Source organism: Clostridium thailandense (genome assembly GCF_019207025.1).
Lineage (GTDB): Bacteria > Bacillota > Clostridia > Clostridiales > Clostridiaceae > Clostridium_AM > Clostridium_AM thailandense.
Genome location: NZ_JAEEGC010000043.1, coordinates 1 through 24,497, shown reverse-complemented (window position 1 = coordinate 24,497; position 24,497 = coordinate 1). Strand labels below are relative to the sequence as shown.

General features: G+C 32.2%; 21 protein-coding genes. 20 read left to right on the top strand and 1 reads right to left on the bottom strand.

The window, feature by feature from the left end:
• Positions 1-8 precede the first annotated feature (8 nt).
• The 14 genes from I6U48_RS10560 to I6U48_RS10495 all read left to right on the top strand — a co-directional run bounded on the left by I6U48_RS10560 (position 9) and on the right by I6U48_RS10495 (position 16,267).
• A complete protein-coding gene (locus I6U48_RS10560) occupies positions 9-1,463 on the top strand; it encodes a DNRLRE domain-containing protein (RefSeq protein ID WP_218320384.1) in 1,455 nt (484 codons plus the stop codon).
• A gap of 35 nt (positions 1,464-1,498) precedes the next feature.
• The gene (locus tag I6U48_RS10555; protein WP_218320383.1) at positions 1,499-4,189 is read left to right on the top strand and encodes a carbohydrate binding domain-containing protein; all 2,691 of its coding nucleotides are present in this window, start codon (positions 1,499-1,501) and stop codon (positions 4,187-4,189) included.
• A 50-nt stretch (positions 4,190-4,239) separates the two neighbouring features.
• The gene (locus tag I6U48_RS10550; protein WP_218320382.1) at positions 4,240-4,383 is read left to right on the top strand and encodes an RHS repeat-associated core domain-containing protein; all 144 of its coding nucleotides are present in this window, start codon (positions 4,240-4,242) and stop codon (positions 4,381-4,383) included.
• A 777-nt stretch (positions 4,384-5,160) separates the two neighbouring features.
• Positions 5,161-5,388, top strand: a complete 228-nt coding sequence (locus I6U48_RS10545) for a hypothetical protein (RefSeq protein WP_218320381.1) — start codon at positions 5,161-5,163, stop codon at positions 5,386-5,388.
• A 206-nt stretch (positions 5,389-5,594) separates the two neighbouring features.
• Positions 5,595-5,759, top strand: a complete 165-nt coding sequence (locus tag I6U48_RS10540) for a hypothetical protein (protein WP_218320380.1) — start codon at positions 5,595-5,597, stop codon at positions 5,757-5,759.
• 323 nt (positions 5,760-6,082) lie between these two features.
• Entirely contained in the window at positions 6,083-6,325 is a 243-nt protein-coding gene (locus I6U48_RS10535) for an acyl carrier protein (RefSeq protein ID WP_218320379.1), read from the top strand.
• On the top strand, positions 6,322-7,818 hold the full coding sequence (locus tag I6U48_RS10530; RefSeq protein WP_218320378.1) for an AMP-binding protein: 1,497 nt from the start codon (positions 6,322-6,324) through the stop codon (positions 7,816-7,818). The genes I6U48_RS10535 and I6U48_RS10530 overlap by 4 nt, the downstream gene beginning before the upstream one ends.
• Positions 7,818-8,930: a LuxE/PaaK family acyltransferase gene (locus I6U48_RS10525; protein ID WP_218320377.1), complete on the top strand. Its 1,113-nt coding sequence runs from the start codon at positions 7,818-7,820 to the stop codon at positions 8,928-8,930. Before I6U48_RS10530 ends, I6U48_RS10525 begins: the two co-directional genes overlap by 1 nt.
• Positions 8,927-10,219 (top strand): acyl-CoA reductase, encoded by a 1,293-nt coding sequence (locus tag I6U48_RS10520; protein ID WP_218320376.1) that lies wholly within the window; start codon positions 8,927-8,929, stop codon positions 10,217-10,219. The genes I6U48_RS10525 and I6U48_RS10520 overlap by 4 nt, the downstream gene beginning before the upstream one ends.
• Positions 10,220-10,476: 257 nt before the next feature.
• Positions 10,477-11,616 carry an acyl-CoA dehydrogenase gene (locus tag I6U48_RS10515; RefSeq protein ID WP_218320375.1) on the top strand — a complete coding sequence of 380 codons (1,140 nt, stop codon included), beginning with the start codon at positions 10,477-10,479 and terminating at the stop codon, positions 11,614-11,616.
• A 22-nt stretch (positions 11,617-11,638) separates the two neighbouring features.
• A complete protein-coding gene (locus I6U48_RS10510; protein WP_218320374.1) occupies positions 11,639-12,418 on the top strand; it encodes an electron transfer flavoprotein subunit beta/FixA family protein in 780 nt (259 codons plus the stop codon).
• Between the two features lie 12 nt (positions 12,419-12,430).
• Complete coding sequence (locus I6U48_RS10505) at positions 12,431-13,435, top strand: electron transfer flavoprotein subunit alpha/FixB family protein (protein ID WP_218320373.1); 1,005 nt, start codon at positions 12,431-12,433, stop codon at positions 13,433-13,435.
• A gap of 299 nt (positions 13,436-13,734) precedes the next feature.
• Positions 13,735-14,490: an AIM24 family protein gene (locus I6U48_RS10500; protein WP_218320372.1), complete on the top strand. Its 756-nt coding sequence runs from the start codon at positions 13,735-13,737 to the stop codon at positions 14,488-14,490.
• 412 nt (positions 14,491-14,902) lie between these two features.
• Positions 14,903-16,267 (top strand): aspartate aminotransferase family protein, encoded by a 1,365-nt coding sequence (locus I6U48_RS10495; RefSeq protein WP_218320371.1) that lies wholly within the window; start codon positions 14,903-14,905, stop codon positions 16,265-16,267.
• Positions 16,268-16,497: 230 nt separating this feature from the next.
• Here the strand turns inward: I6U48_RS10495 and I6U48_RS10490 are convergent, their stop codons facing one another.
• On the bottom strand, positions 16,498-17,613 hold the full coding sequence (locus tag I6U48_RS10490; RefSeq protein ID WP_218320370.1) for a 4-hydroxybutyrate dehydrogenase: 1,116 nt from the start codon (positions 17,611-17,613) through the stop codon (positions 16,498-16,500).
• Positions 17,614-18,307: 694 nt separating this feature from the next.
• Between I6U48_RS10490 and I6U48_RS10485 the strand changes: the two genes are divergently transcribed.
• The 6 genes from I6U48_RS10485 to I6U48_RS10460 form a co-directional block, all read left to right on the top strand.
• On the top strand, positions 18,308-19,744 hold the full coding sequence (locus I6U48_RS10485) for a sigma-54 interaction domain-containing protein (protein ID WP_218320369.1): 1,437 nt from the start codon (positions 18,308-18,310) through the stop codon (positions 19,742-19,744).
• Positions 19,745-20,041: 297 nt separating this feature from the next.
• A complete protein-coding gene (locus I6U48_RS10480) occupies positions 20,042-21,493 on the top strand; it encodes a 4-hydroxyphenylacetate 3-hydroxylase family protein (protein ID WP_218320368.1) in 1,452 nt (483 codons plus the stop codon).
• 87 nt (positions 21,494-21,580) lie between these two features.
• Positions 21,581-21,865 (top strand): NifU family protein, encoded by a 285-nt coding sequence (locus I6U48_RS10475; protein ID WP_218320367.1) that lies wholly within the window; start codon positions 21,581-21,583, stop codon positions 21,863-21,865.
• A 28-nt stretch (positions 21,866-21,893) separates the two neighbouring features.
• Complete coding sequence (locus I6U48_RS10470) at positions 21,894-22,163, top strand: hypothetical protein (protein WP_218320366.1); 270 nt, start codon at positions 21,894-21,896, stop codon at positions 22,161-22,163.
• A 14-nt stretch (positions 22,164-22,177) separates the two neighbouring features.
• Positions 22,178-23,479, top strand: coding sequence for an acetyl-CoA hydrolase/transferase family protein (locus I6U48_RS10465; protein ID WP_218320365.1), 1,302 nt, complete (start codon positions 22,178-22,180; stop codon positions 23,477-23,479).
• Positions 23,480-23,538: 59 nt separating this feature from the next.
• Positions 23,539-24,497, top strand: a 959-nt coding sequence (locus I6U48_RS10460) for a Glu/Leu/Phe/Val dehydrogenase dimerization domain-containing protein (protein WP_218320364.1), incomplete at its 3' end; no start/stop codon positions are given.

The following is a 24,497-nucleotide window of genomic DNA, read 5'->3' as shown; positions in this document are numbered from 1 at the left end:
TTTTCAATGTGGATTTAAACTATAATGTTATAAGTAGTGAAGTAAAGGAAAATATAATTCTAAAAAGTGCAATTGATAATCCAGAATTTAAGTTTAATATACAGACGAAAAATCTCTTACCTAAAATACAAAGTGATAAAAGCATTATATTCTATGATAAGAAAGACACGTCAAAAGCGGTATTTATTATGGCAGCTCCTGTTATGATGGATGCTAACAAGGCTCATAGTGAAAATATCGATATTTCTTTAGATCAAAATAAAAATGGATATGTACTTACAATGAAGCCTGATAATAGTTGGCTTAATAGTGCAGATAGAGTTTATCCAGTAACCATTGATCCACCAGTTCAAACTTCCTTAGACATAAATAGTATTCATGACACATTTATTGGATCTGCAATACCAAGCGAAAATAGACAGAATTCTATACTTCTAGGAGTAGGAAATGGAAGTGCTTCCGGCGTTACAAGAAGTTACATCAAATTTGATCTTCCAACGCTCCAAACAGGAGATTTAATTACAAATGCGCAATTAGGTCTTTCATTATATTCAGATAAAACCAGCAGTACTCAAATTGATATTCATAAAGTTCTAAGTAATTGGGATCCATCCACACTTATATGGAATAACAGAGCAGATTATGCTGGGAAAATTGAAGAATATAAGACCGTGACGGGGGCAGCAGGAACGGACTTTTTTTGGGATATAACAGGTATAGTTAAAGATTGGTATACTACAGGCAATAACTACGGATTAATGCTTATGAATAATAATGAAGGAAGTGGCTACACTGAATTTGTTTCATCAGATACTTCATCAGCTTATGCAGGTTATAGACCACAGGTAACTTTATGGTATGTAAATAACTCAGGCCTTGAAAATTATTGGACATATCATTCAGCAGCTATAGGAAGAGCTGGTACTGGATATGTAAATGACTATAACGGAAATCTTGTTTTTACTCACAATGACTTAGATATGAATGGCAACAAAATGCCTATAAGTATAACTCATGTATTCAATAGTAATGATAAAGGCAGCAGTTCTGGTTATGGACTAGGCTGGAGGCTTAATCTTAGTCAGAGAGTAATTCCTCAGACATTCTCAGGGATACAGTATTATGTTTATATTGATGAAGATGGAACGAAGCATTATTTTAAGAAAGATGACTCTACAGGCAAATATAAAGATGATGCAGGATTGGATAGCATTCTCACTATAAACTCAGACGGTGGGTATACTATCAAAGACAATAAAGATAATCAGCTAATATTTGTTCCTGGCGGATACCTGTATCAGATTAAAGATAGTAACGGAAATACTGCTACGCTGTCATATAGTGGTACTACACTTAGTAAAATAACCGATGGAGCAGGAAGAGTAATTCTTCTGGACAGTACGCCTGAAGGTTATCTTTTGGGAATCACAGATTCAAGCGGAAGAAGGACAAGCTTTCTTTAGAATCAAAGCTTCAAAAAACTGTGACCAATTATCTAATGAATCATGATGCTGAAACATCTGATAGCTACTGGAACAAGGATAGCTGGGGTAATGAAGCAACTGGAACTCTAACATTTACAACAGAAGACAAATATTTTGGAAGTAAAAGCTTAAAAGTTACTAAAAGTGATGATAGTGCAGGTAGGTATTTCTGCAATCAATCTGTCACCTTAGAAAGGGGGAAAACCTATACTTTATCTGGGTACATTAAAACAACTGATATAACAAATAAGACAGGAAAAGGAGCTATATTGTTTGTAAACTATCAAAACAATGATGGCAGTTATAGCACCGTAGAGTCAGCATCAGTAAATGGTGTGAATAACTGGGATAGATATGAAGTGAAATTCACATTACCTTCAAATGCTGCTAGTACTACAGTTAATATAAGAGCAGGTATTGCAGGAGAGAAAGGGACAGCATACTTTGATAGTCTTCAACTTGAGGATGGAGCTATAGCCAATAGATACAACTTAATAGAAAATTCCAATATGACTTATAATCCTAATAATGATTGGGTTCCTTATTTATGGAATAAAAATAGTGACTCTGATGCATATGATAAACCACTGCAGATAGAGGGTAGAACTGCTTTTAGAGTTAATGGGTACTCTAATAAATTAAAAAATATAAACCAATATATCCCGATGTCAGGTAAAAGTGGAGATGTATTTGCTGCTAGCGGATGGGCAAAAGGAGATTCTGTACCTCTTACTGATTCCAGGTACTTTGCACTAGATGTTGGTTTACAAAACACTGATGGGACAACCCAGTGGACAGTAATACCTTTTAACCAGGACAGTTCAGATTGGCAATATGTTTCAGATAGAATTGTGGCAAACAAGGATTATAACAGTATAACTGCATATGCATTATACTATAATAATGCTAATACTGTTTATTTTACAAATATACAGCTATATAAAGAAGAATTTGGAGTAAGCTATAAATACGACTCTAATGGTAAGGTAGTTTCTACACAAGATTTAGCGAAACAATCCTCTACTTTTGGATATAACGGAACTAATGATTTAATCAGCGCAGTAGATCCAAAAGGAAGCACCTTTAAATATGAGTATGACAGTAAGCATAATATAAATAAGGCTACTTCAGCAGAAAACGTAGTATACTCTTTTGAATACGATGCAAGTGGAAATCCTACAAAGGGTAAAATTGGAGATTCAACATTATTTACGCAGTCAACATCAACCTATACACCAAGTGGAAATTATATAAAAACACTCACAGACAGTGCTGGAAATACCGTAACCTATGATTATGATGAGACAAAGGGAACACTAAAAAGTGTTACAGACCCATCGGCAAAAACCACTTCTTACGCCTATGACGATATGGACAGACTAACAGGTGTAAGTAAAAATGTTGATGGTAATAATATATCTAATAGTTACACTTATGAAAATGATAGAATTAAAACTATAACACATAATGGCTTTAGTTACAGTTTTAATTATGATTCTCTTGGTAATAACAATGAAGTTTATGTTGGAACACAAAAACTTATAACAAATAGTTATGATTTACCTACAGGAAATCTGCTTCAATCTAATTATGGAAATGGGCAAAATGTAGGTAGTGATTATGATAATTTAGGCAGAGTTATAACAAGTAAATATAATGGAACTTCAAGATATAATTATCAATATGATGCAGCAGGAAACTTAGGATATGAAGAAGATCTTGTAAATGGTGTGAGTTACAGATATGTATATGACTTAGCAAACAGGCTTTCTAAGATTAATGATTCACTTGGAAATAGTACAACCTATAACTATGATGCAAACAGTAATAAGAATAAGCTTACAGAAAAAATAAATGGGAAAGCCTATGATATAAGCTATGGCTATGATAAAGATAATAGACCTTACGATGTACAGTATTCAAATAATCATATTATGTATACCTATGATTCCTTAGGAAGAAAAACAAAAGATGGATATTTAACACCAACTCAGTCTGGTAGTAATGGGTACTATGTAGAGTATAGTTATACAGATGGAACTGCAGGAGCTACTACAACCAAAGTAAAGTCTGTTAATTTCTTCGGCAAAGGAAGAACTATAAATTACACTTATGATTCTAAAGGAAATATAAATACAATAACCGATAATAATAAGAGTATACAATATTACTATAATGAGCTTAACGAGGTAATTAGGGAAGATAACCAGATACTAAATAAAACTATAGTATATACCTATGATGCTGGAGGAAATATACTAACAAAAACAGAATATAACTATACAACAGTTTCAAATCCAGCAAATCCTATAAACACTTATAGCTATGTATATGGAGATAGTAACTGGAAGGATAAACTTACATCTTATAATGGTAAAACAATAACTTATGATGCTATAGGAAATCCACTCACCTATGATGGATGGACTTCCAACTGGGAAGAAGGAAGACAGCTAGCTTCCATGTCAAAGACAGGAATCAATATATCCTATAAGTATAATGATGATGGTGTAAGAACAGAGAAAAATATAAATGGAGTCGTAACAAAGTACCATTTAAATGGTGATAATGTAACTTACGAAGACAACGGAACAGACAAAATTCACTACACTTATGATAGTTCAGGAAATCTTATAAGTATGAACTTAAATGGAACGGATAAGCAGAGAGCCCAAATCTGTGATTTGGTGCGAGCTCTGCTGTAGAGCTTCCTTTATTTATACGAGAAATGCACAAGGGGACGTAATAGGTCTATTTGACACTAATTAGATACTATGACCCAGAATGGGGAAGATTTATTAATGCGGATGGATTAATTGGACAGACAGGTGAACTACTTGCTCATAACTTGTTTATGTATTGTAAGAACAATCGTGTGCCTAGACTAAAGCACTCGTAACTATCTGTGGAAGAACCAGCAGTAATAAAAGGTAGAAGTTACTTAGCTAGGATGGAAGTATGGATGGTAACTGAAATGCTTAAGCCCATCGACGAAAATCTGGGTAAGCCAGGTGAGCAACCTAGCAGGCCGTAATGAAAATGAACATAGATGTAGCCTCATAAAGCAAAAATTCGAGGGCATGAAAACAAATGGTTATTTGGATCAAATACTATAGGATAGGATGGTAAATAGTTATGAGTATTTAGAGATCTAATATTGACGCAATGCTTATTTTACATCCAAAATTTACCAATAAGACAATTATAAACTTAACATAAATGTAACAATTTGGAAATTAAAATGTAATATTTGGAATTTATAATAATAGTTGTCCTAGGAGACATGATCCTAGAGGAATTTTTAATGTGGGCCTTGATTAGTAAAATTAGGAAGTAGACATTAGTGCAAGGCTTTTGCTTACTTTTTGATAACAGAGGAACATAATCATGAGATAATAAAAACAAATTCTGTAATGTAATAACTAGAAAGGAGTATGACAAGTTAATTGGATTGTAATTAGCAATAGGAGAAGCTTAGAAATAGGCTTCTTTTTTATTTTATAAAGGCAAGTGAGAGTGTGAAGTATGAATTTAATACTAGATGGAATCAAAATATATTGATAGCTGTCATGATTTTATCTGCAATAGTTCAAGTATGGTTAGGAATATAATTCGAATTTTAGAAGGAAACCTTATTTTAGCATAGAAGTTATTATGTGTGGAAGGAGTGATAATAGTGTATATAAATAAAAAAGATCCAGATGCAGTCAAAAGAGAAATACAAGAACTTAAAAATAAAAAAGCTGAAATAGAAAATAAAATAGCAACTATTGAACAAATTGCTGCAAGGTTTAGTATGAGATATGGTGAAAGTCAAGAAAAAATAGATAAGCTAATAAATGATATGAATGAAATAGATAAGCAAATTAAATATTTATCTAATAACGAATCAAAAAATAAATGATATAATAAATCGTGTGTTAAGTACAAACATATATAAAGGCGTTTAGGTTTTAGGGCTTAAGCGCCTTTATTATTTAAAAAAATAGAAAGATATCAAAATTAGTAGATTATATATTAAGGAGATATTTTTAAGAATTTCTATATAGATTCCTTTTATGGGGAATATTGAATCGTACTAGTGGTTATTATAATAACTGAGGTGATAATATGGAACATAAGAATAAAAAAATTAATAATGAAAAAAACGAAATAGTAAAACAGTTAAATAACATGACAGCTTTTAGTATAGGTGGATTAGGTATTGTTCCAGCCGCAGAAAAGATACTGAGAAATAAAGGCATAGAAGCTGATAAAGAAAATTCAAGAGAGTAATTGCTCTCTTTTTTATTTATACCTAAAATTGTTAATCAGATTTTAACACTTTGTTGCAAAATAGAAACTAGATGCAGATTAGCAACACAATACTTTAAACATGCACTCGAGGTGTATTTATATTTATAATAAGCAAACATTTAAAATTATGTTGCAATAATGCATCAGAAATAAGGCTGTAATCTCAAATCAAAAGTGAACTTGATTAATAAGAAACCATGAATTTTATTATGCTAAGAAAGAGGTGTTAAAAGCAAATATATTAATGGCACGAAATTTGCTGCTCATATTTACATATAAATATATTTTTAGGAGGCAATTCTATGACTAATTTAGAAAAATTAAATACAGTAATTTGTGATACTTTAGGTATAAAAAAGGTAGAAAATATAAAGGATGAAATGGGACCAGATGAAATAGAGGATTGGGATTCTTTAGCTCATGTAGAACTTGTTAATGGACTAGAGGAAAAATTTAAAATAAGCCTTGATGTAGTTGATATTTCAAGAATGTATACAATTGGTGATATAAAGAAAATATTAAAAAAATATGGTGTTGAGATATGACTTTTACAGATTATGTTTTTGAAAACTCACAGGATCTAGAGAAAACAGCGATAATACATAAAAAGGAAGTAAGTTATAGAGAAATATTTAAAAATATAAACTATGTAACAATTTTATTGAAAGGAAAAGGTTATACAAAAGAAGACTGTGTACTTATAGTGTCCGAAAATTCTACCTTTTTTATTAAAACTTATTTTGGAGTTATTAAAAATGGAAGTGTTTGTGTGCCTATAAATCCAGCAACTTCTGAAGAAGATATAAAATACATCATAGAAATTTTAAAAATAAAATTAGTATTTGTGGAAGAAAGATATAAAAATAAAATAGAAAATATAGTAAGTAGAGAAGTTCAATTTTATACTGAAAAAGATTTAGAAGGTCTGGAATACGAAGGAAATTTACTTGAGGATAACACTATTGATATAAAAAAAGATATTGCATTAATTATGTTTACTTCAGGTTCAACAGCGAAACCAAAAGGTGTAATGCTTACACATTATAATCTTATGTATAACACTAATTCAATAATAGAATATTTAAATTTAACAAAAAAAGATAGGATAGAAGTGGTACTTCCTTTTTATTACTGCTATGGTACATCGCTTATCAATACGCACTTTAGATGTGGTGGAAGTGTAGTAATAAATAATAGATTCATGTTTCCACAAACTGTACTAGAGCATATAAACAAGTATGAATGTACAGGTTTTGCAGGAGTACCAAGTACCTATCAAATACTTTTACGAATGACAGAAATCAAAAATTATAAATTTTCTTCATTAAGATATATAACACAAGCAGGAGGAAAACTTCCAGAGGTTTTTATATCTGAGCTTATAAATATATTAAAAGGTGTAGATATTTATATCATGTATGGACAAACTGAAGCTACTGCAAGATTATCTTATCTTCCGCCGTCCCAAATAAGAAATAAACTAGGCTCTATTGGAAGGGGAATTCCAGGAACAGAGCTTATGGTATTAAATAAAGATGGAGAAAACGTAAAAGTGGGAGAAATAGGAGAAGTGGTAGCTAAAGGTGGAAATATAATGAAAGGATATTTTAATGATAAAGAAGAAACAGAAAAAGTTTTAAAGGGAGAATTACTTTATACAGGAGACTTAGCTGCTATTGATCAGGATGGATATATATATATAGTTTCGAGAGAAAAAAACATTATAAAAAGTGGAGGAAATAGGGTAAGTCCAAAGGAAATTGAAAACGTAATTTTGCAAATATCAGAAGTAGTAGAGTGTGCTGTTATAGGTATATCCGATGATGTTTTAGGAGAAGCAATAAAAGCTTTTGTAGTGCTGAAAGATAGTAATTGTAATATAAATTCAAAATATATAATTGATTATTGTCGGGATAGATTACCTAAATATAAAACTCCAAAGTATGTAGAATTTTTAAAAACCTTGCCTAAAAATTCATCGGGTAAGGTATTGCTAAAAGTTTTAAAAGAGAAAATGAATGAAATTGGTGAAGTTTAATGGAAAGCAGAGAGTTAATAGAAAATATTATATTAAGTGATCAGTTTAAGATGCCTGAACAGGAAAAAGAAAAAGCATTATTAGAAATTATAAAAATGCAGATAAAAAAATTTGAGATCAATCCAAATTTAAAAAGCATGTATAGAAAACTCGGAGTGGATATTGATAAAATTCATAAGCTTGAAGAAGTTCCGTTTATACCAGTTAACATGTTTAAGTACTTTGATCTTTTACTTTGCAAGAAAGAACAAATAGTAAGGATATTAAATTCTAGTGCAACTACCACAGGAAAACCGAGCAAAATATATTTAGACAGAATTACAGCCACACGCCAATCACAAGCATTGATTACTACATTAAGAAATTTTTTGGGAGCTAAAAGAAGACCTATGTTAGTAATAGACAGTGGAGACGCTAATGATAAAAAAGAAACTTTAAACGCTAGAGGAGCAGCAATAAGGGGAGTGGGCAATTTTGCTAGCAAGATTACCTATGTAATGGATAGAGAAGGGGACAACCTAAAAATAAATCTAGATAGACTAAAAGAGTTTGAAAACAGTTATAAGGATAAAGAGATTTTAGTTTATGGTTTTACTTATATAATTTGGTTTAAGTTTGTAAATTTTTTGGAAGAAGTTGGTATAAAGTTATCTCTGCCTAAAATGAAGCTTTTACATAGTGGTGGATGGAAAAAGCTCGTATCACAAAAGGTTTCAAAAGAAGAATTTATAAAAAGAACAGCTAGAGTCTTTGGAACTAGCCCTAATAATATAATAGATTTCTATGGAATGGTGGAACAGGTTGGTGTAGTGTTTATAGATTGTGAATGTGGTTATAAACATGTTCCAGATTTTGCACAGGTTATAATAAGAGATTTTAATACTTTGAAAGAGGTAAAAGCAGGAGACTGTGGATTAATAGAGGTTATGAGCATTCTTGGTTCCAGCTATCCTACACAAGCTATTTTGACAGAGGACATAGGAGAATTAGTTGGAGTAGATAACTGTAAGTGTGGAAGAAAGGGTAAATATTTTAAGTTTAAAGCTAGAGTAGAGAAGTCAGAAATTCGAGGTTGTGGCGATACTTTTGCAGAAAGGGAGAGTATTAAATGATAACTTGTTATTTGCACGATGGGGAAGTATGTAATGAAGGAAAATCTGTAAAAGATCTAGGCAATCTATGCTTTTCTTTAAAAAGTAATTTGAATTTGTTAAATTCCATACCTATAGAAGCTATGATTCTCATGTTAAGTGAATATGGGAGAAGATTATCTTTAAACAAAGGTCTTCTAAAAATTGAAGGCGTTCCTTTTCTCTCCTTTTTTCTAAAAAAGGGCAATATTGAGAAGCTTATAGAAACCAGTTTAAAGGATAAAAAATTTTTAAATGAATTTATTGAAATAGGAAATGGAAAACTTATCAAGGCCCAAGGTAGAGGAATAACCTGTCATTGGGTGGCAGGTAATATACCTACTTTAGCGGTGTACTCAATTTTTCAGGCTCTAATAGCCCAAAATTCAAATATTGTAAGGGTTCCAAAGCAAAGTATTGAATTGGTATTAGAACTGCTAAAACTCATGGAAGACATAGAGATAAGCTATGAATCTAATGTTTATTCTTCAAAGAATATGTTGAAAAATATTACTTTAATATACTTTGATAGTAATGATAAATTAATGAATGAATCTATGTCAATATTAGCAGATGCGAGAGTTATATGGGGTGGAGAAGAAGCAGTAAAAGCTATCAATCTTTTGCCTAAAAAAACTACCTGTAAAGATATTGTTTTTGGGCCTAAATATTCCTTTGCAGTCTTTGATAAAAACATTATAGAAAGTGATGAATGTGAAAGTTATATGGATAAACTGGTAATGGATATATCCATGTTTGGGCAAAAGGCATGTTCATCGCCTCAATTATTATTTATAGAAAGAAGTAATGTACCTTTAAAGAAAGTTGCAGAAAAATTAGCATCATCTTTCGAAAAATTGGGCAGGAGATATTTAAATATTTTAGACGAAAGCACTGCTTCAGAAATTATAAATAGAAGAGGTATATATGCTCTTAGTATAGATAAAGACCTGTATTGCAGTAAAGGGCTTAGTTATACAATATTAGTAAATAATGAAATAGTTCTAGAAGAACCTATAGGTGGAAGGTGCCTATTTTTAAAGGAAATAGACAGCATATTTGAGGTTAAAGATTTAATTACAAAAAGAACACAGACAATAGGTATAGCTAGTAAAGATAGAGATAAAATTTTGAAGTTTGCAGATATTGTAACCTCTTTAGGTGTAGACAGAATAGTTAATCTGGGATTGATGAATATCTATGATTTCCCTTGGGATGGATGTTTCATAATAAGTGAACTTATAAGATGGTGCTCTGTTAACATAGCCTAAAATAATATTTTGGCTAGAATCATGCCTACAACAGATATAAATTTAGCGAAGGATGCAGATGTAGTAGTTGCTGGTGGAATGAGGACAGCTATAATAGTAGAAAGATAAAGGAAAATTATTTGCTTAAAAACTAAAAGTATTTTAGGCTGTGCACCGGTTATCTATAATGGGCGGGGACCTAAAATACTTTAGTTTAAATTATATAAAGTTTGTTTATTAACAAACACATCAGTTGAAAACTAAGAGGAGGATAAATTATGAACTTTACATTAACAGAGGAACAAGAATTAGTAAAGCAAATGGTAAGAGAGTTTGCGGAAAATGAAGTTAAACCTTTAGCTGCAGAAATTGATGAAACAGAAAGATTTCCTATGGAAACAGTGAAAAAAATGGCTAAGTACGGAATGATGGGAATCCCATTCTCCAAAGAATATGGTGGAGCAGGGGGAGACACTCTTTCATATGTATTAGCAGTTGAAGAATTGTCAAAAGTTTGCGGTAGTACAGGAGTTATTCTTTCTGCTCATACATCACTATGCGCATCAGTAATTGATAAGTATGGTACTGAAGATCATAAGAGAAAATATCTAGTGCCTCTTGCAAAGGGAGAGAAATTAGGAGCCTTTGGATTAACTGAGCCAAATGCAGGAACAGATGCAGCAGGACAACAAACCACAGCTGTTCTTGAAGGAGATAACTACATATTAAACGGACAAAAAATATTTATAACAAATGGTGGAGCAGCGGATCTCTTCATAGTATTTGCTATGACAGATAGAAGTAAGGGAACAAGAGGCATATCAGCTTTTATAGTTGAAAAAGGCTTTAAAGGTTTTTCAATAGGTAAATTAGAAAATAAAATGGGTATCAGAGCATCTTCAACTACTGAGCTTATATTTGAAGACTGCATAGTGCCAAAGGAAAATTTGTTAAGTAAAGAAGGAAAAGGCTTTGGAGTTGCAATGGGAACTCTTGATGGAGGAAGAATTGGTATAGCAGCTCAAGCCTTAGGAATAGCAGAAGGTGCTTTTGATGAGGCCATAACTTACATGAAAGAAAGAAAACAATTTGGAAGATCTTTAGATAAGTTCCAGGGACTCGCATGGGCAGTAGCTGAAATGGATACAAAAATAGAAGCAGCAAGACACTTAGTGTATAAGGCAGCTTTTAAAAAGGATTCAGGACTTCCATATACTGTAGAAGCAGCTAGAGCTAAATTATTTGCAGCAGATGTAGCAATGGAAGTAACAACAAAAGCAGTTCAATTGTTTGGGGGTTATGGATATACAAAGGATTATCCAGTTGAAAGAATGATGAGAGATGCTAAGATAACTGAAATCTATGAAGGAACATCACAGGTTCAAAAGATGGTTATCTCTGGCAATATTTTTAGATAAAGAGTTAAGGAGGATAACAGAAATGAATATAGTAGTTTGTTTAAAACAGGTTCCAGATACAACAGAAGTTAGAATAGACCCAAAGACAGGAACCCTTATAAGGGATGGTGTTCCATCAATAATAAATCCAGATGATAAGAATGCTTTAGAAGAAGCGTTGGTGCTAAGGGAAAAAACTGATGGCAAGGTTACTATAATAAGTATGGGTCCACCACAAGCCGAAAAAGCCTTAAGAGAAGCTATAGCTATGGGAGCCGATGAAGCAATATTAATTTCAGATAGAGCCTTTGGGGGAGCAGATACATTAGCTACATCACATACTTTAGCAGGAGCATTAAAGAAATTAGATTATGATATAATTTTCGCAGGAAGACAAGCTATAGACGGAGATACAGCTCAAGTTGGTCCAGAAATAGCTGAGCATTTAGGAATTCCACAGGTTACTTATGTAGAAAAGGTAGAAGCTAATGGAGAATTATTGAAAGTTCAGAGGGCATGGGAAGATGGATATGAAGTGATAGAGGTTAAAACTCCAGTACTTTTAACGGCTATAAAAGAATTAAATGAACCAAGATATATGCATATGGCAAATATTTTTGATGCCTATAAAAAAGAAATAAAAATATGGAGTGCAGCTGATATAGATGTAGATAGGTCTCTTCTTGGACTTTCAGGATCACCAACAAAGGTTAAGAAGTCAATGACTAAGGAAGCTAAAGGTCAAGGTGAATTAGTATGCTTACCAGCAAAGGAAGCAGCAGCACATGCAGTTCAAAAATTAAAAGAGAAACACTTTATCTAGGAGGGGATTACGATGAATATATCAGAATATAAAGGTGTATGGGTATTTGCTGAACAAAGAGACGGAAATCTTCAAAAGGTATCCTTAGAGTTACTCGGAAAAGGCAGAGATTTAGCAGATAAGTTAGGAGTAGAATTAACAGCTCTTTTACTTGGAAATGATATAGATAATATAGCAAAAGAATTGTTAGCTTATGGAGCAGACAAAGTAATATATGCTGAAAGTCCATTATTAAAGCATTTTACAACGGATGGTTATACAAAAGTAATATGTGACTTAATAAATGAAGTAAAACCAGAGGCAATGTTAGTTGGAGCTACATTCATAGGAAGAGATTTAGGACCAAGGGTAGCAGCAAGACTTGCAACAGGACTTACAGCAGACTGCACTTCTCTTGATATAGATTCAGAAAACAAAAACCTACTTATGACAAGGCCAGCTTTTGGTGGAAACCTAATGGCAACAATAGTTTGCGGAGATCACAGACCACAGATGTCTACAGTAAGGCCTGGGGTATTTGAAAAATTAGTTAAGGATGAATCAAGAACTGGAACAATTCAAAAGATAGCTGCAAAGATAACGGCCGAAGATATCAGAACTAGGACAATAGACGTAGTTAAGGCTTGTAAAGATTGTATGGATATAGGAGAAGCTAAAGTTATTGTCTCTGGTGGAAGAGGCTTAGGAAGTAAAGAAGGCTTTGAACTTTTAAAGGAAGCTGCGGATATATTAGGCGGGACTATAGCTGGATCAAGAGCAGCTATAGATAATGGTTGGCTAGATAAAGCATATCAAGTTGGACAAACTGGCAAGACTGTTAGACCAAATTTATATATAGCTTGTGGTATCTCAGGAGCTATACAGCATTTAGCTGGAATGCAGGACAGTGATTATATTATAGCTGTAAATAAGGATGCAGACGCACCAATAATGAAAGTGGCTGATCTTGCATTAGTTGGAGATTATAGAAAAATTTTGCCTGAGATAGTAAGTGAAATTAGGGCTATGGATAAGTAAGTAGACTTCACATAGAGAAATTTGAGCAAAAGTAGGGACTGTCGAACTATAGAAAATAACCGCTGAAAGTTAACTTTCTGGTGTATTTCTTTATAGTGCAACAGCCCCTGCTTTTTAATGCTATTTTCTTTTTATGCAAAAGTAATTTAGAGTTTGATAAGCTAATTACGATAAATTATACTTACTATATATTAAAAAAATATATATAATCAATTAAGTTAACGTGAGTTCAAAATATTAATTGATTTATGGTCAAATTTATATGAAAATAATATTATACGAGTTAGGGGGGGAATAAAATGATAAAATGCAAAAATCTTTATGAAAATAGAAATATAGAAGTGATAGAAGCAAGAGGAGATGTAAAAGTTCTTGAGTATAAAAAAGATTTAAGTGTAAATGCTTCCAATGCCATGGCTGCATATTTTGCTTCAGAAATGAATATTAGAAAGAGACAGGTCTTGATCGAGCTTAAGGGTAATGCTTATACAATTAGTGCAGGATCAATGCAGTGGACTTCGGGAGCTGTTAGTATGGCCGCAGATGTTAAAGGACTTGGTGACTTATTTGGTAAAGCTTTGTCTTCCAAGGTGACAAAAGAATCTGCAATTAAGCCTAAATATCAAGGAAATGGCTTGTTAATGCTGGAACCTACATATAAACATATTTTACTCGAAGAAGTTTCAGAATGGGGGGGAATAGTACTAGATGACGGACTTTTTCTTGCTTGTGAATCAAAAGTTCAACAGAAGGTGGTAGCTAGAACTAATCTTTCTTCAGCAATGCTGGGAAAAGAAGGATTATTCAACTTATGTCTTAAAGGTGAAGGAATTGCTATACTTGAGAGTCCCGTACCAAGAGATGAACTTATAGAATTTGTACTTGAAAATGATGAAGTTAGAATTGATGGAAATTATGCTATAGCTTGGTCTGAATCACTAGATTTTAGAGTTGAAAAGTCCAGTAAAAGCCTGATTGGTTCCGCGGTTTCTGGTGAAGGGTTAGTTAATGTATATCGTGGAACTGGCAGAATACTTATGGCACCTGTAGAGTAAGGTATGTTAAAGAGCTAAGTATATAAAATATAACTAGTGCATTTGAAAGACAAGTATTCACAAATGAATATTTGTTTTTATAAATGAATACTTTTCTATAGATTAAACTTTATTCTTAGTCCAGAAAGTATGAAAAAATTTTATTCATAATTGAATAGAATTAAATTAAAACATTTGTTTTCTTATAGAAAGGAACTAGAAAACTAATTTATATGCAGAGATATGTACCTTCAGATTGGTAACATATCCCTGCGTGTAAGTTAGCTTTCCATCGAGAACATCTATATAAAGAACTAAGCTAGAAAGCAGGATTTCTATTTTTGGCATCTTTCTTGCTTATATATATGGTGAGTGCATTCACAAGATTTTAAAAATCTATTAAGTTATATATAAGTTTAAGGAGGATATAAAAATGACACTAGGAAATCAATTACCAAAAATTATTACTGGAACTGTCCCAGGTCCTAAAGGACAATCCATCGTAGATAGAAGAGCAGCTGCTTGTGCAAAAGCGATTGGATGTGGATATCCATCTGTTATGTCTAGAGCAGAAGGTGCAATGTTTGAAGATCCAGATGGAAACGTATTCCTTGATTGGGTTGGCGGTGTAGGTGTAACTAACCTTGGATATAGCAATCCTGAAGTCGTTAAGGCAATACAAGATCAGTCGGCAAAGTTTTGTCATGCAATGTTCAATATATATTCCCATGAAGGTTATGTCGAACTTGCAGAAAAATTAAATAAAATCGTTCCAGTAAAAGGCGATGTTAGAAATACTATGTTTGTTTGCAGTGGATCAGAGGCCGATGAAAATGCTGTAAAAATTGCTAGAGCTTATACAGGAAGACCAAATATAATTGTTTTCTCAGGTGCTTTCCATGGAAGAACAAATCTTACAATGGCTATGACAGCTAAAAAGGCTTATTCTATTGGAATGGGACCTTTTCCAGATGGTATATACAGATGTGAATTTCCATATTTATATAGAGCTCCAAAGGGAATGACAGAGGGGGAGGCTATCGATTACTACATAGCTAAGCTAGAAAATGTATTTATGGAATCTACTCCAGCTGAACATTGTGCTGCTATACTTTTTGAGCCAGTACAAGGTGAAGGCGGATTTGTTCCAGCTCCTATTGAGTATGTTAAAGCAGTTAGACAAATATGTGATAAATATGGCATATTACTTATAGCAGATGAAGTTCAAAGTGGTTTCGCTAGATCAGGAAAAATGTTCACTACAGAATATTGGAAAGAAGCAGGATGTCCAGCTGATATCGTAACAATGGCTAAATCTATAGCACAAGGTGTTCCAATGAGTGCTGTTACAGCTAGAAAAGAAATATTTGATAAAGTACCAGCGGGTACAATAGGTGGTACTTACGGTGGAAACGCACTTGCTTGTGCAGCAGCATTAAAAGTTATTGAAATCATGGAAAGAGAAGATTACCCAGCGAAAGCACGTCATATCGGTGCTAAAATATCAGAAAGATACAACGAATGGAAAAAAGAATATAAAGTAGTTGGTGACGTAAGAGGTATCGGTTCAATGCTTGGTATAGAATTCGTAACTGATCAAGAATCTAAGACTCCAAATCCAGCAATAGTTAAAGCAATAATTCAGGATGCAGCTCAAATGGGATTAATAATGGAGAATGCAGGTAATTATGGAAACGTAATTAGATTGTTAGCACCACTTTGCATGACTGACGAACAAACAGAAGCAGGACTTGAAATATTTGAAAAAGCTCTTGTAAAAAATTTAAATATAAAATAGCATAATTAAAAAACAGGAAGGGATTGCGAGGTGTTTCCGCAATCCCTTCCTGTTTTTTATCTTAATAAAATAAAGCAATATAAAAAAGGACTGTTACTTAAGTGCAACAGTCCATTCTAAATTAAAGAAAAGGTAATATTTTGAGATTTATATTTAAAGGGTATTTTAGTGTGTAACATTTCAAATTTTTATAAAGCGATATAAAATTTATGGGCATTAGAATGAGAATATTAATATAAATTTTTATATATTTCTAGTATTTCATCTCTTGAAAGAGGAACATAGTTATTCACTAACAATCTCTGTTGTCCTGTTATTACACTGTCAGTAAAGGTTTCAATTTCTTCTTTTTTCATTCCGTATTCTCTTAAAGGCTTTCTGATCAATAGTTTGTCTAAAACATTTGCCAAATTTTCATAAACATTAGATGTATCACACCCTAATATGTCAGATAAAACTTTATTAATTTTTTCAATTTTGCCCTTAGGATTCTTTTTAAAATATGTTTTAAAGACTTCAACAAACATTTGATAATTTGCCTCACCGTGAGGTACATGATAAGTTCCTCCCAATGGATAAGAAAGAGCATGTACAGCTCCAACTCCAGCATTTCCAAAAGCTATTCCAGCATAATTGCTTCCAATTATAAAGTCGTCAATTATTTCAGTTCGATAATTTTCATTTGTATCTAGTATTGTCATGTAGCCTTTTAGAATTAACTCTATTGCTTTAAGACTGAATAATTCAGTATAAGGATTAGCTTTTGGTGAAACATAAGATTCTATTGCATGAATCAATGCATCTATTGAACTTGTTACGAAGAACTTATATGGTAGGCCTTTTACAAGGTCTGGAATGAAAACTGCATAGTCAGCATATAATTCATCAACTGCAAGTCCCATCTTAGTATGTTTTTCCTTTATTTCTGCTATAGATACATTTGTAACTTCAGAACCTGTTCCACAAGTTGTAGGAACAATTATAAGCTCTTTCTCTTTTATTATAGGAACTCTTTTTTCAAATAAATCAACTACAGTTTTTGATTGCTTTAAGGCAAGTAATTTACATATGTCTATAACAGTGCCACCACCGATGGCGATAATTCTTTTGTAGCTTTTATCATTCATATCTTTAATTATGTTATTTATCATCTCATCTGATGGCTCACCAGACCCATAATTTTCTTGAAATACAACGTCTGCTTTTAGATTAAAGGAACCCATGAACGGTGTGTATATATAACTATTGCTTAAGATGAAATCTCCTTCACCTATGTTGAAGAAGTCTGCAAAATCCCTGCAGGAATTAAATTGATGTATTTTGGTTTTTAATTCAAGTAATTTCATTATTTAACACTCCTTTTATTTATTATATCTTTTTATCAATACAATTTAAAGCAATATTCATACCAAAAATACAAAAGTTAGTTTTATTAAATATACTTTTTAATGTATATTATCAAAAGATAACTTAATATGCTTTAAAAATAGTTGCAAATACTCTAGCATATTTATTAACATATTACTAAAAAATACGACTAATTTTAATAATAGAAATTTAATCAATATGCTAGAGCCTTATAGGAAGAACTTTATCATAGCTATAAGATATTAAAGGTTTTTTATAACTGTGATATTTATATATAATAGCAAAATTTGGGCCAATAAGAATTTGGCTTAGTTAAAAGGTAAAAATTATATCATAATTCAGTTTTTAATAGAACAGGTTTTTTATTATATATAGTATGGCAGAGTGCTATTGAGATGATTTATAGTTATTCACAAATGATTAGAGATATTCATTTGTGAATAATTTTTAACAAATATTTTGAAGATATTCATGTGTGCAACATAATATTATTAAAAAAATAAAATAAAAGGAGCAGGAATAAATGAAGTTTTGTTGAATTATTTTACAAAAGGTGTTAAAAAGAGGATATATTATGTAACAAATTAGCTTTTGTTACACTTAGAGTATTTTTATGCTAAGTAAATAAGATATAAAAATTACCCTTAATTATTAACAAATTTAACAATATATATGTTTTTAAAGAAGGGAGGGTGTGATTTGCAAAGTGAAAATAAAGCTTGTAAGTGTACACTAAATCAACTATATGATGTAATTGAAAGTTCATATGATGGAATATACATAACGGATGGGCAAGCTAACACCATATTTTTAAATAAAGCTTATGAAAAAATTACAGGTATGAAAAAGGAAGAGATGCTTGGAAAAAACATGGCTTCCATCGAAAGAGAAGGATATATTTCCAAATCTGCTACATTAGCAGTATTAAGATATGGGAAAACCGTAACTATCGATCAGGGATTTAAGACAGGAAAAAAAGTTTTAGTATCAAGTAGTCCTATTTTTGATGAACAAGGTAAGATAAGTATGGTGGTTACTAATGTTAGAGATGTTACGGAACTATATGAGTTAAAAGAAAAATTAGAAAAAAATGAAGAGCTTGCTAAAAAATATTACTCACAGGTAGAAGCAATGAGAAAGCAGCTTTTAAATTTTTCTGACATTATTGCTGAAGACGAAAAAATGCTGACGATTTTAGAAATAGCAAAAAAAGTGGCCGACGTAGATACCACAGTACTTTTGCTTGGAGAAACAGGTGTAGGTAAAGAAGAAATTGCTAAATACATTCATAGAAATAGTAAACGTAGTGATAGAAGCTTTATAAAAATAAATTGTGGAGCTATACCTGAAAATCTTATAGAATCTGAACTTTTTGGATATGAAAAAGGAGCATTTACTGGTGCTAGTAGAGAAGGAAAAATAGGTCTTTTTGAATTAGCTGATGGAGGAACTGTTTTCTTAGATGAAGTAGGAGAGCTTCCATTAGATATGCAAGTAAAACTACTTAGAGTGCTTCAGGAAGGTGAAATTAAAAGAGTCGGGGGAATAAAGACAATCAATATAGATGTAAGGTTTATCGCAGCTACAAATAGGAACTTAAAGAATATGGTAAGCCAAAAAACATTCAGAGAAGATTTATATTATCGTTTAAATGTAATACCAATTAGAATTTTACCTCTTAGAGAGAGAAAAGATGACATTGAGCCATTAATAATGCATTTTTTACAGATGTTTAATAAAAAATATAATTTTAATAAAGATATTTCTTCAGGAGCTATGGAGTCTCTAAAAGAATATGAATGGCCAGGTAATGTTAGAGAATTAAAAAACATAATTGAGAGAATTGTAATTATGAGTGCAGATAACAAAATATTTAGAAGCGATTTGCCAATTAAAAGTGTATGGAGCGAGGAAAAAACTGAATTTGAGGTTAATAGTAAGAAAGTAACTTTAAAAGAAGCTATTGAAAATTTAGAAGTTGTATTGATAGAAAATGCTTTTAAGAAACATGGAAATGTTAGAGCTGCTGCGAAGGAATTAGGAATAGATGCATCAACTTTTGTAAGGAAGAGAAAGAGATATAAAGATAAAAATATGTTGCAAAAATAAAACTTGTTGCAAAAATGCAAAAGATAATTATATAGGTTTCACGCGGTTGAATAACTTATAACTTTGGAATAATTAAAATAATTTCAGTTGCAAGAATGCAACTATATTGAATTTTAAATATAGATTGGATTAAGGAAAACATAATAAGTTAAGTGTAAGGTTCATTTATAGTACGTGTTCAATTTTTAACTCCTGTTAAAAGAAATTAAAGCTATCCTTTTTATATTGGCATGGAAATTGCTGATAATTAATACATAAAAAACAAACAATTATATATAATGAAAGGAATGGTTGAAAATGGCTTTAATGACAGGAGAACAATATGTAGAAAGCTTACGTAAACTAAAATTGAATATTTATATGTTAGGAGAAAAGATTGACAATCCAGTAGATAATCCTATACTCCGTCCATCACTTAATTCAGTAAAAATGACTTATGATTTAGCACAAATACCAGAATATGAAGATTTAATGACAGTAAAATCAAGTTTATCAGGACAAAAAATAAATAGATTTTTACATCTACATCAGAGTTCAGAGGATTTAGTAAAAAAGGTTAAAATGCAAAGACTATTAGGACAAAAAACTGCTGCATGTTTCCAAAGATGTGTTGGTATGGATGCTTTTAATGCAACCTTTAGTACGACATATGAAATCGATAAACATTACAACACAAAGTATCATGAAAATTTCAAAAATTTTGCGAAATATTCAGAAGAAAATGATTTAACTGTAGATGGAGCTATGACAGATCCAAAAGGCGATAGAGGATTATCTCCAAGTAAACAAGCTGATCCGGATTTATATTTAAGAGTTGTAGAAAGAAGACCAGATGGAGTCGTTGTAAGAGGAGCAAAAGCACATCAAACAGGTATATGTAATTCACATGAAGTTTTAGTAATGCCAACTATAGCTATGAGACCAGAAGATAAGGATTATGCAATAGCTTTTGCTATTCCAACAGACACAAAAGGTATAACAATGATAATCGGAAGACAATCCTGCGATACAAGAAAACTTGAAAAAGATGCTGACTTAGATGTTGGTAACAAGGAATTTGGTGGAGTAGAAGCTTTAGTAGTTTTTGATGATGTATTCGTACCAAACGATAGAATTTTCTTAAATGGCGAAACTGAATTTGCAGGAATGCTAGTTGAAAGATTTGCAGGCTATCATAGACAAAGCTATGGCGGATGTAAAGTTGGAGTAGGTGATGTCTTAATAGGTGCTGCGGCATTAGCTGCTGAGTATAATGGAGCTGCAAAAGCATCACATTTAAAAGACAAGCTAATAGAGATGACACATCTAAATGAAACTTTGTATGCTTGTGGAATTGCTTGTTCAGCTGAAGGTTATCCAACAGAAGCTGGAAACTATCAAATAGATCTATTATTAGCTAATGTATGTAAGCAAAATGTAACAAGATTCCCATATGAAATAGTAAGATTAGCAGAAGATATAGCTGGTGGTTTAATGGTTACTATGCCATCAGAAAAAGATTTTAAGAATCCTGAAACTGGAAGCTTATTAAATAAATACTTAAAAGGTGTAGCAGCTGTATCTACAATGGATAGGATGAAAGTATTAAGATTAATAGAAAATTTATGTTTAGGTACAGCAGCAGTAGGCTATAGAACTGAATCAATGCATGGAGCTGGTTCTCCACAAGCACAGAGAATAATGATATCTAGACAGGGAAATCTTGCTCAGAAGAAGCAGCTAGCAAAGGATATTGCTAGAATAGAGTAATTTTAGAGTTTTTAATATAAAGTTTATATGAGAGATTGGTTTAAAAAAGGGGTGGTACTCCACCCTGAAAAGAATGGGGTGGAGGTAATGGTTGAGAAAGAAATACAGAGAGTAATTGATGAAAAAGTGAAGCCTTATCTAGGAGAGCATAATGGAGATATTGAATTTTTAGGAGTGGAAAATGGTGTTGTGAAAATAAAGCTTTTAGGGCAGTGCAGTGGATGTATTTCTGCTAAATATACTGTAGAAAATATAGTTGAGGCATCCTTAAAGCAAGAAGTACCAGAAGTCAAAAAAGTTGAACTTATTAGTTTTATAAGTGAAGAGACTTTAGATATGGCTAGAAAAATATTAAATAAAAATCCAATTTGATTTTGAGTTGTGTTTATATAGGTGATTTATGTTAAGTATAGGGATTAAATATTGTGGAGGATGCAATCCAAAATACGATAGAAGAAAATTTAAACAGAAATTAGAAGAAAAGTTTATGTGTACATTTGAAACTGCTATAGAGGATAAGGTTTATGACATAATTATAGTTTTATGTGGATGTACAAGTGCTTGTGCAGAGCATTATAATTTAAAATTTAAATATGAAAAAATTTTAATAAGATCCGAGGAGGACTACATTAAGATTGTGGAGATGTTAAATAAATATTCCAATATATAGAAAGGATGGTTTTTATGGATTGGGAAGACACCTATAAAAGCAAATTAGTAAGTGCAGAAGAAGCTGTGTCTAAAATAAAATCTAATGATAGAGTTGTAGTTGGACACGCAGTTGGAGAGCCTTCAGAACTTATAGATGCTATGGTGGAAAATAAAGAAAGCTATAAAAATGTAGAACTTGTCCATATGGTTGCTATGGGCAAAAGTGAATATGCAAAGGAAGGCATGGAAAAATATTTTCATGTAAATTCAATTTTTGTGGGAGCCAGTACAAGAGAAGCAATTGCAGCAGGAAGAGGAGATTTTACAACCTGCTTCTTTTATGAGGTGCCTAGATTGTTTAAAGACGGCTACATGCCTGTGGATGTAGCGCTTATTCAAGTAAGTAAACCAGATAAGCATGGGTATTGCAGCTTTGGCGTATCTAATGATTATACTAAGCCTGCTGCAGAATGTGCTAAGCTTGTAATTGCAGAAGTAAATGAAAACATGCCAAGAACTATGGGAGATTCTTTCATACATGTATCTGACATTGATTACATTGTTAAAACATCACATCCAATAATTGAATTAAAACCTCCTAAAATCGGTGAAGTAGAAAAGTCAATAGGAAAGAATTGTGCTTCATTAATAGAAGACGGATCAACTCTTCAGTTGGGAATAGGAGCTATTCCAGATGCAGTACTTTTATTTTTAAAGGATAAGAAGGATTTAGGTATACATTCAGAAATGATATCAGATGGAGTTGTAGAATTAGTAGAAGCAGGTGTTATCACTAATAGTAAGAAGACTTTACATCCAGGAAAAATAGTCGTAACCTTTTTGATGGGAACAAAGAGGTTATATGATTTCGTAAATGATAATCCTATGGTTGAAACTTATCCAGTGGATTATGTAAATGATCCTACTGTTGTTATGAAAAATTCAAAAATGATTTCAATAAATTCTTGTGTTCAAGTAGATTTGATGGGACAGGTTTGTTCTGAAAGTATAGGTATGAAACAAATCAGTGGTGTTGGAGGACAAGTTGACTTTGTCAGGGGTGCAAGTATGTGTAGGGATGGAAAATCCATAATAGCTATACCATCAACTGCGGCTAAAGGAAAAGTTTCTAGAATAGTACCATTATTAGATGAAGGTTCCGCTGTTACAACTTCAAGAAACGATGTGGACTATGTTGTTACAGAATATGGTATTGCATCACTTAAAGGGAAAACCTTAAAAGAAAGAGCAAAAGCTTTAATAAATATTGCACATCCAGATTTTAGAGAGTCATTAATAAAGGAATTTAATGATAGATTCAAATGTGATTTTTAAATAATATTTTGTATATTTTTAGAAATAAAATCCATGAAAGTGGAAAGGGAGGAAAGAAAATGTCTAACGTACAAGCTTACATTAATGGAGTAATTGAAAACGTTAAAAAGAGAAACGGAAATGAACCAGAATTCTTACAAACAGTTGAAGAGGTTTTAAGCTCTTTAGGACCAGTATTTGAAAAACATCCTGAATACATGGATGAAAACTTACTAGAAAGATTCTGTGAACCAGAAAGACAAATTATGTTCAGAGTTCCATGGGTAGATGACAATGGAAATTTACAAGTTAATCGTGGATACAGAGTACAATTCAATGGAGCTATAGGACCTTACAAGGGAGGACTTAGATTCCATCCATCAGTCTACATAGGAATTATAAAATTCTTGGGCTTTGAACAAATATTAAAGAATTCATTAACCGGACTTCCAATAGGCGGAGGTAAAGGCGGTTCAGACTTCGATCCAAGAGGAAAGTCAGACAATGAAATAATGAGATTCTGCCAAAGCTTTATGACAGAATTAAACAGACACATAGGACCAGATGTTGATGTTCCAGCAGGAGATATCGGAGTTGGCGGAAGAGAAATAGGATACCTTTACGGACAATATAGAAGAATAAAAGGAGCTTTCCAAAACGGAGTTTTAACTGGAAAAGGATTAACTTACGGTGGAAGCTTAATAAGACCAGAAGCAACTGGATACGGTGTAACTTACTACTGCCAGGAAATGCTTAAACATGAAGGCTTAGACTTCAAAGGAAAGACAGTTGCAGTATCAGGCTTCGGTAACGTTGCTTGGGGAGCATGTAAAAAAATTAGTGATTTAGGCGGAAGAGTTGTAACACTTTCAGGACCAGACGGATATATCTATGATCCAGAAGGAGTAACCGGAGAAAAAATAGATTACCTAGTAGAAATGTTAAATATAAATAAAGGTGCAAGAATTAAAGATTATGCTGATAAATATGGCGTACAATTCTTTGCAGGAGAAAAACCATGGAATGTTAAAGCTAATAT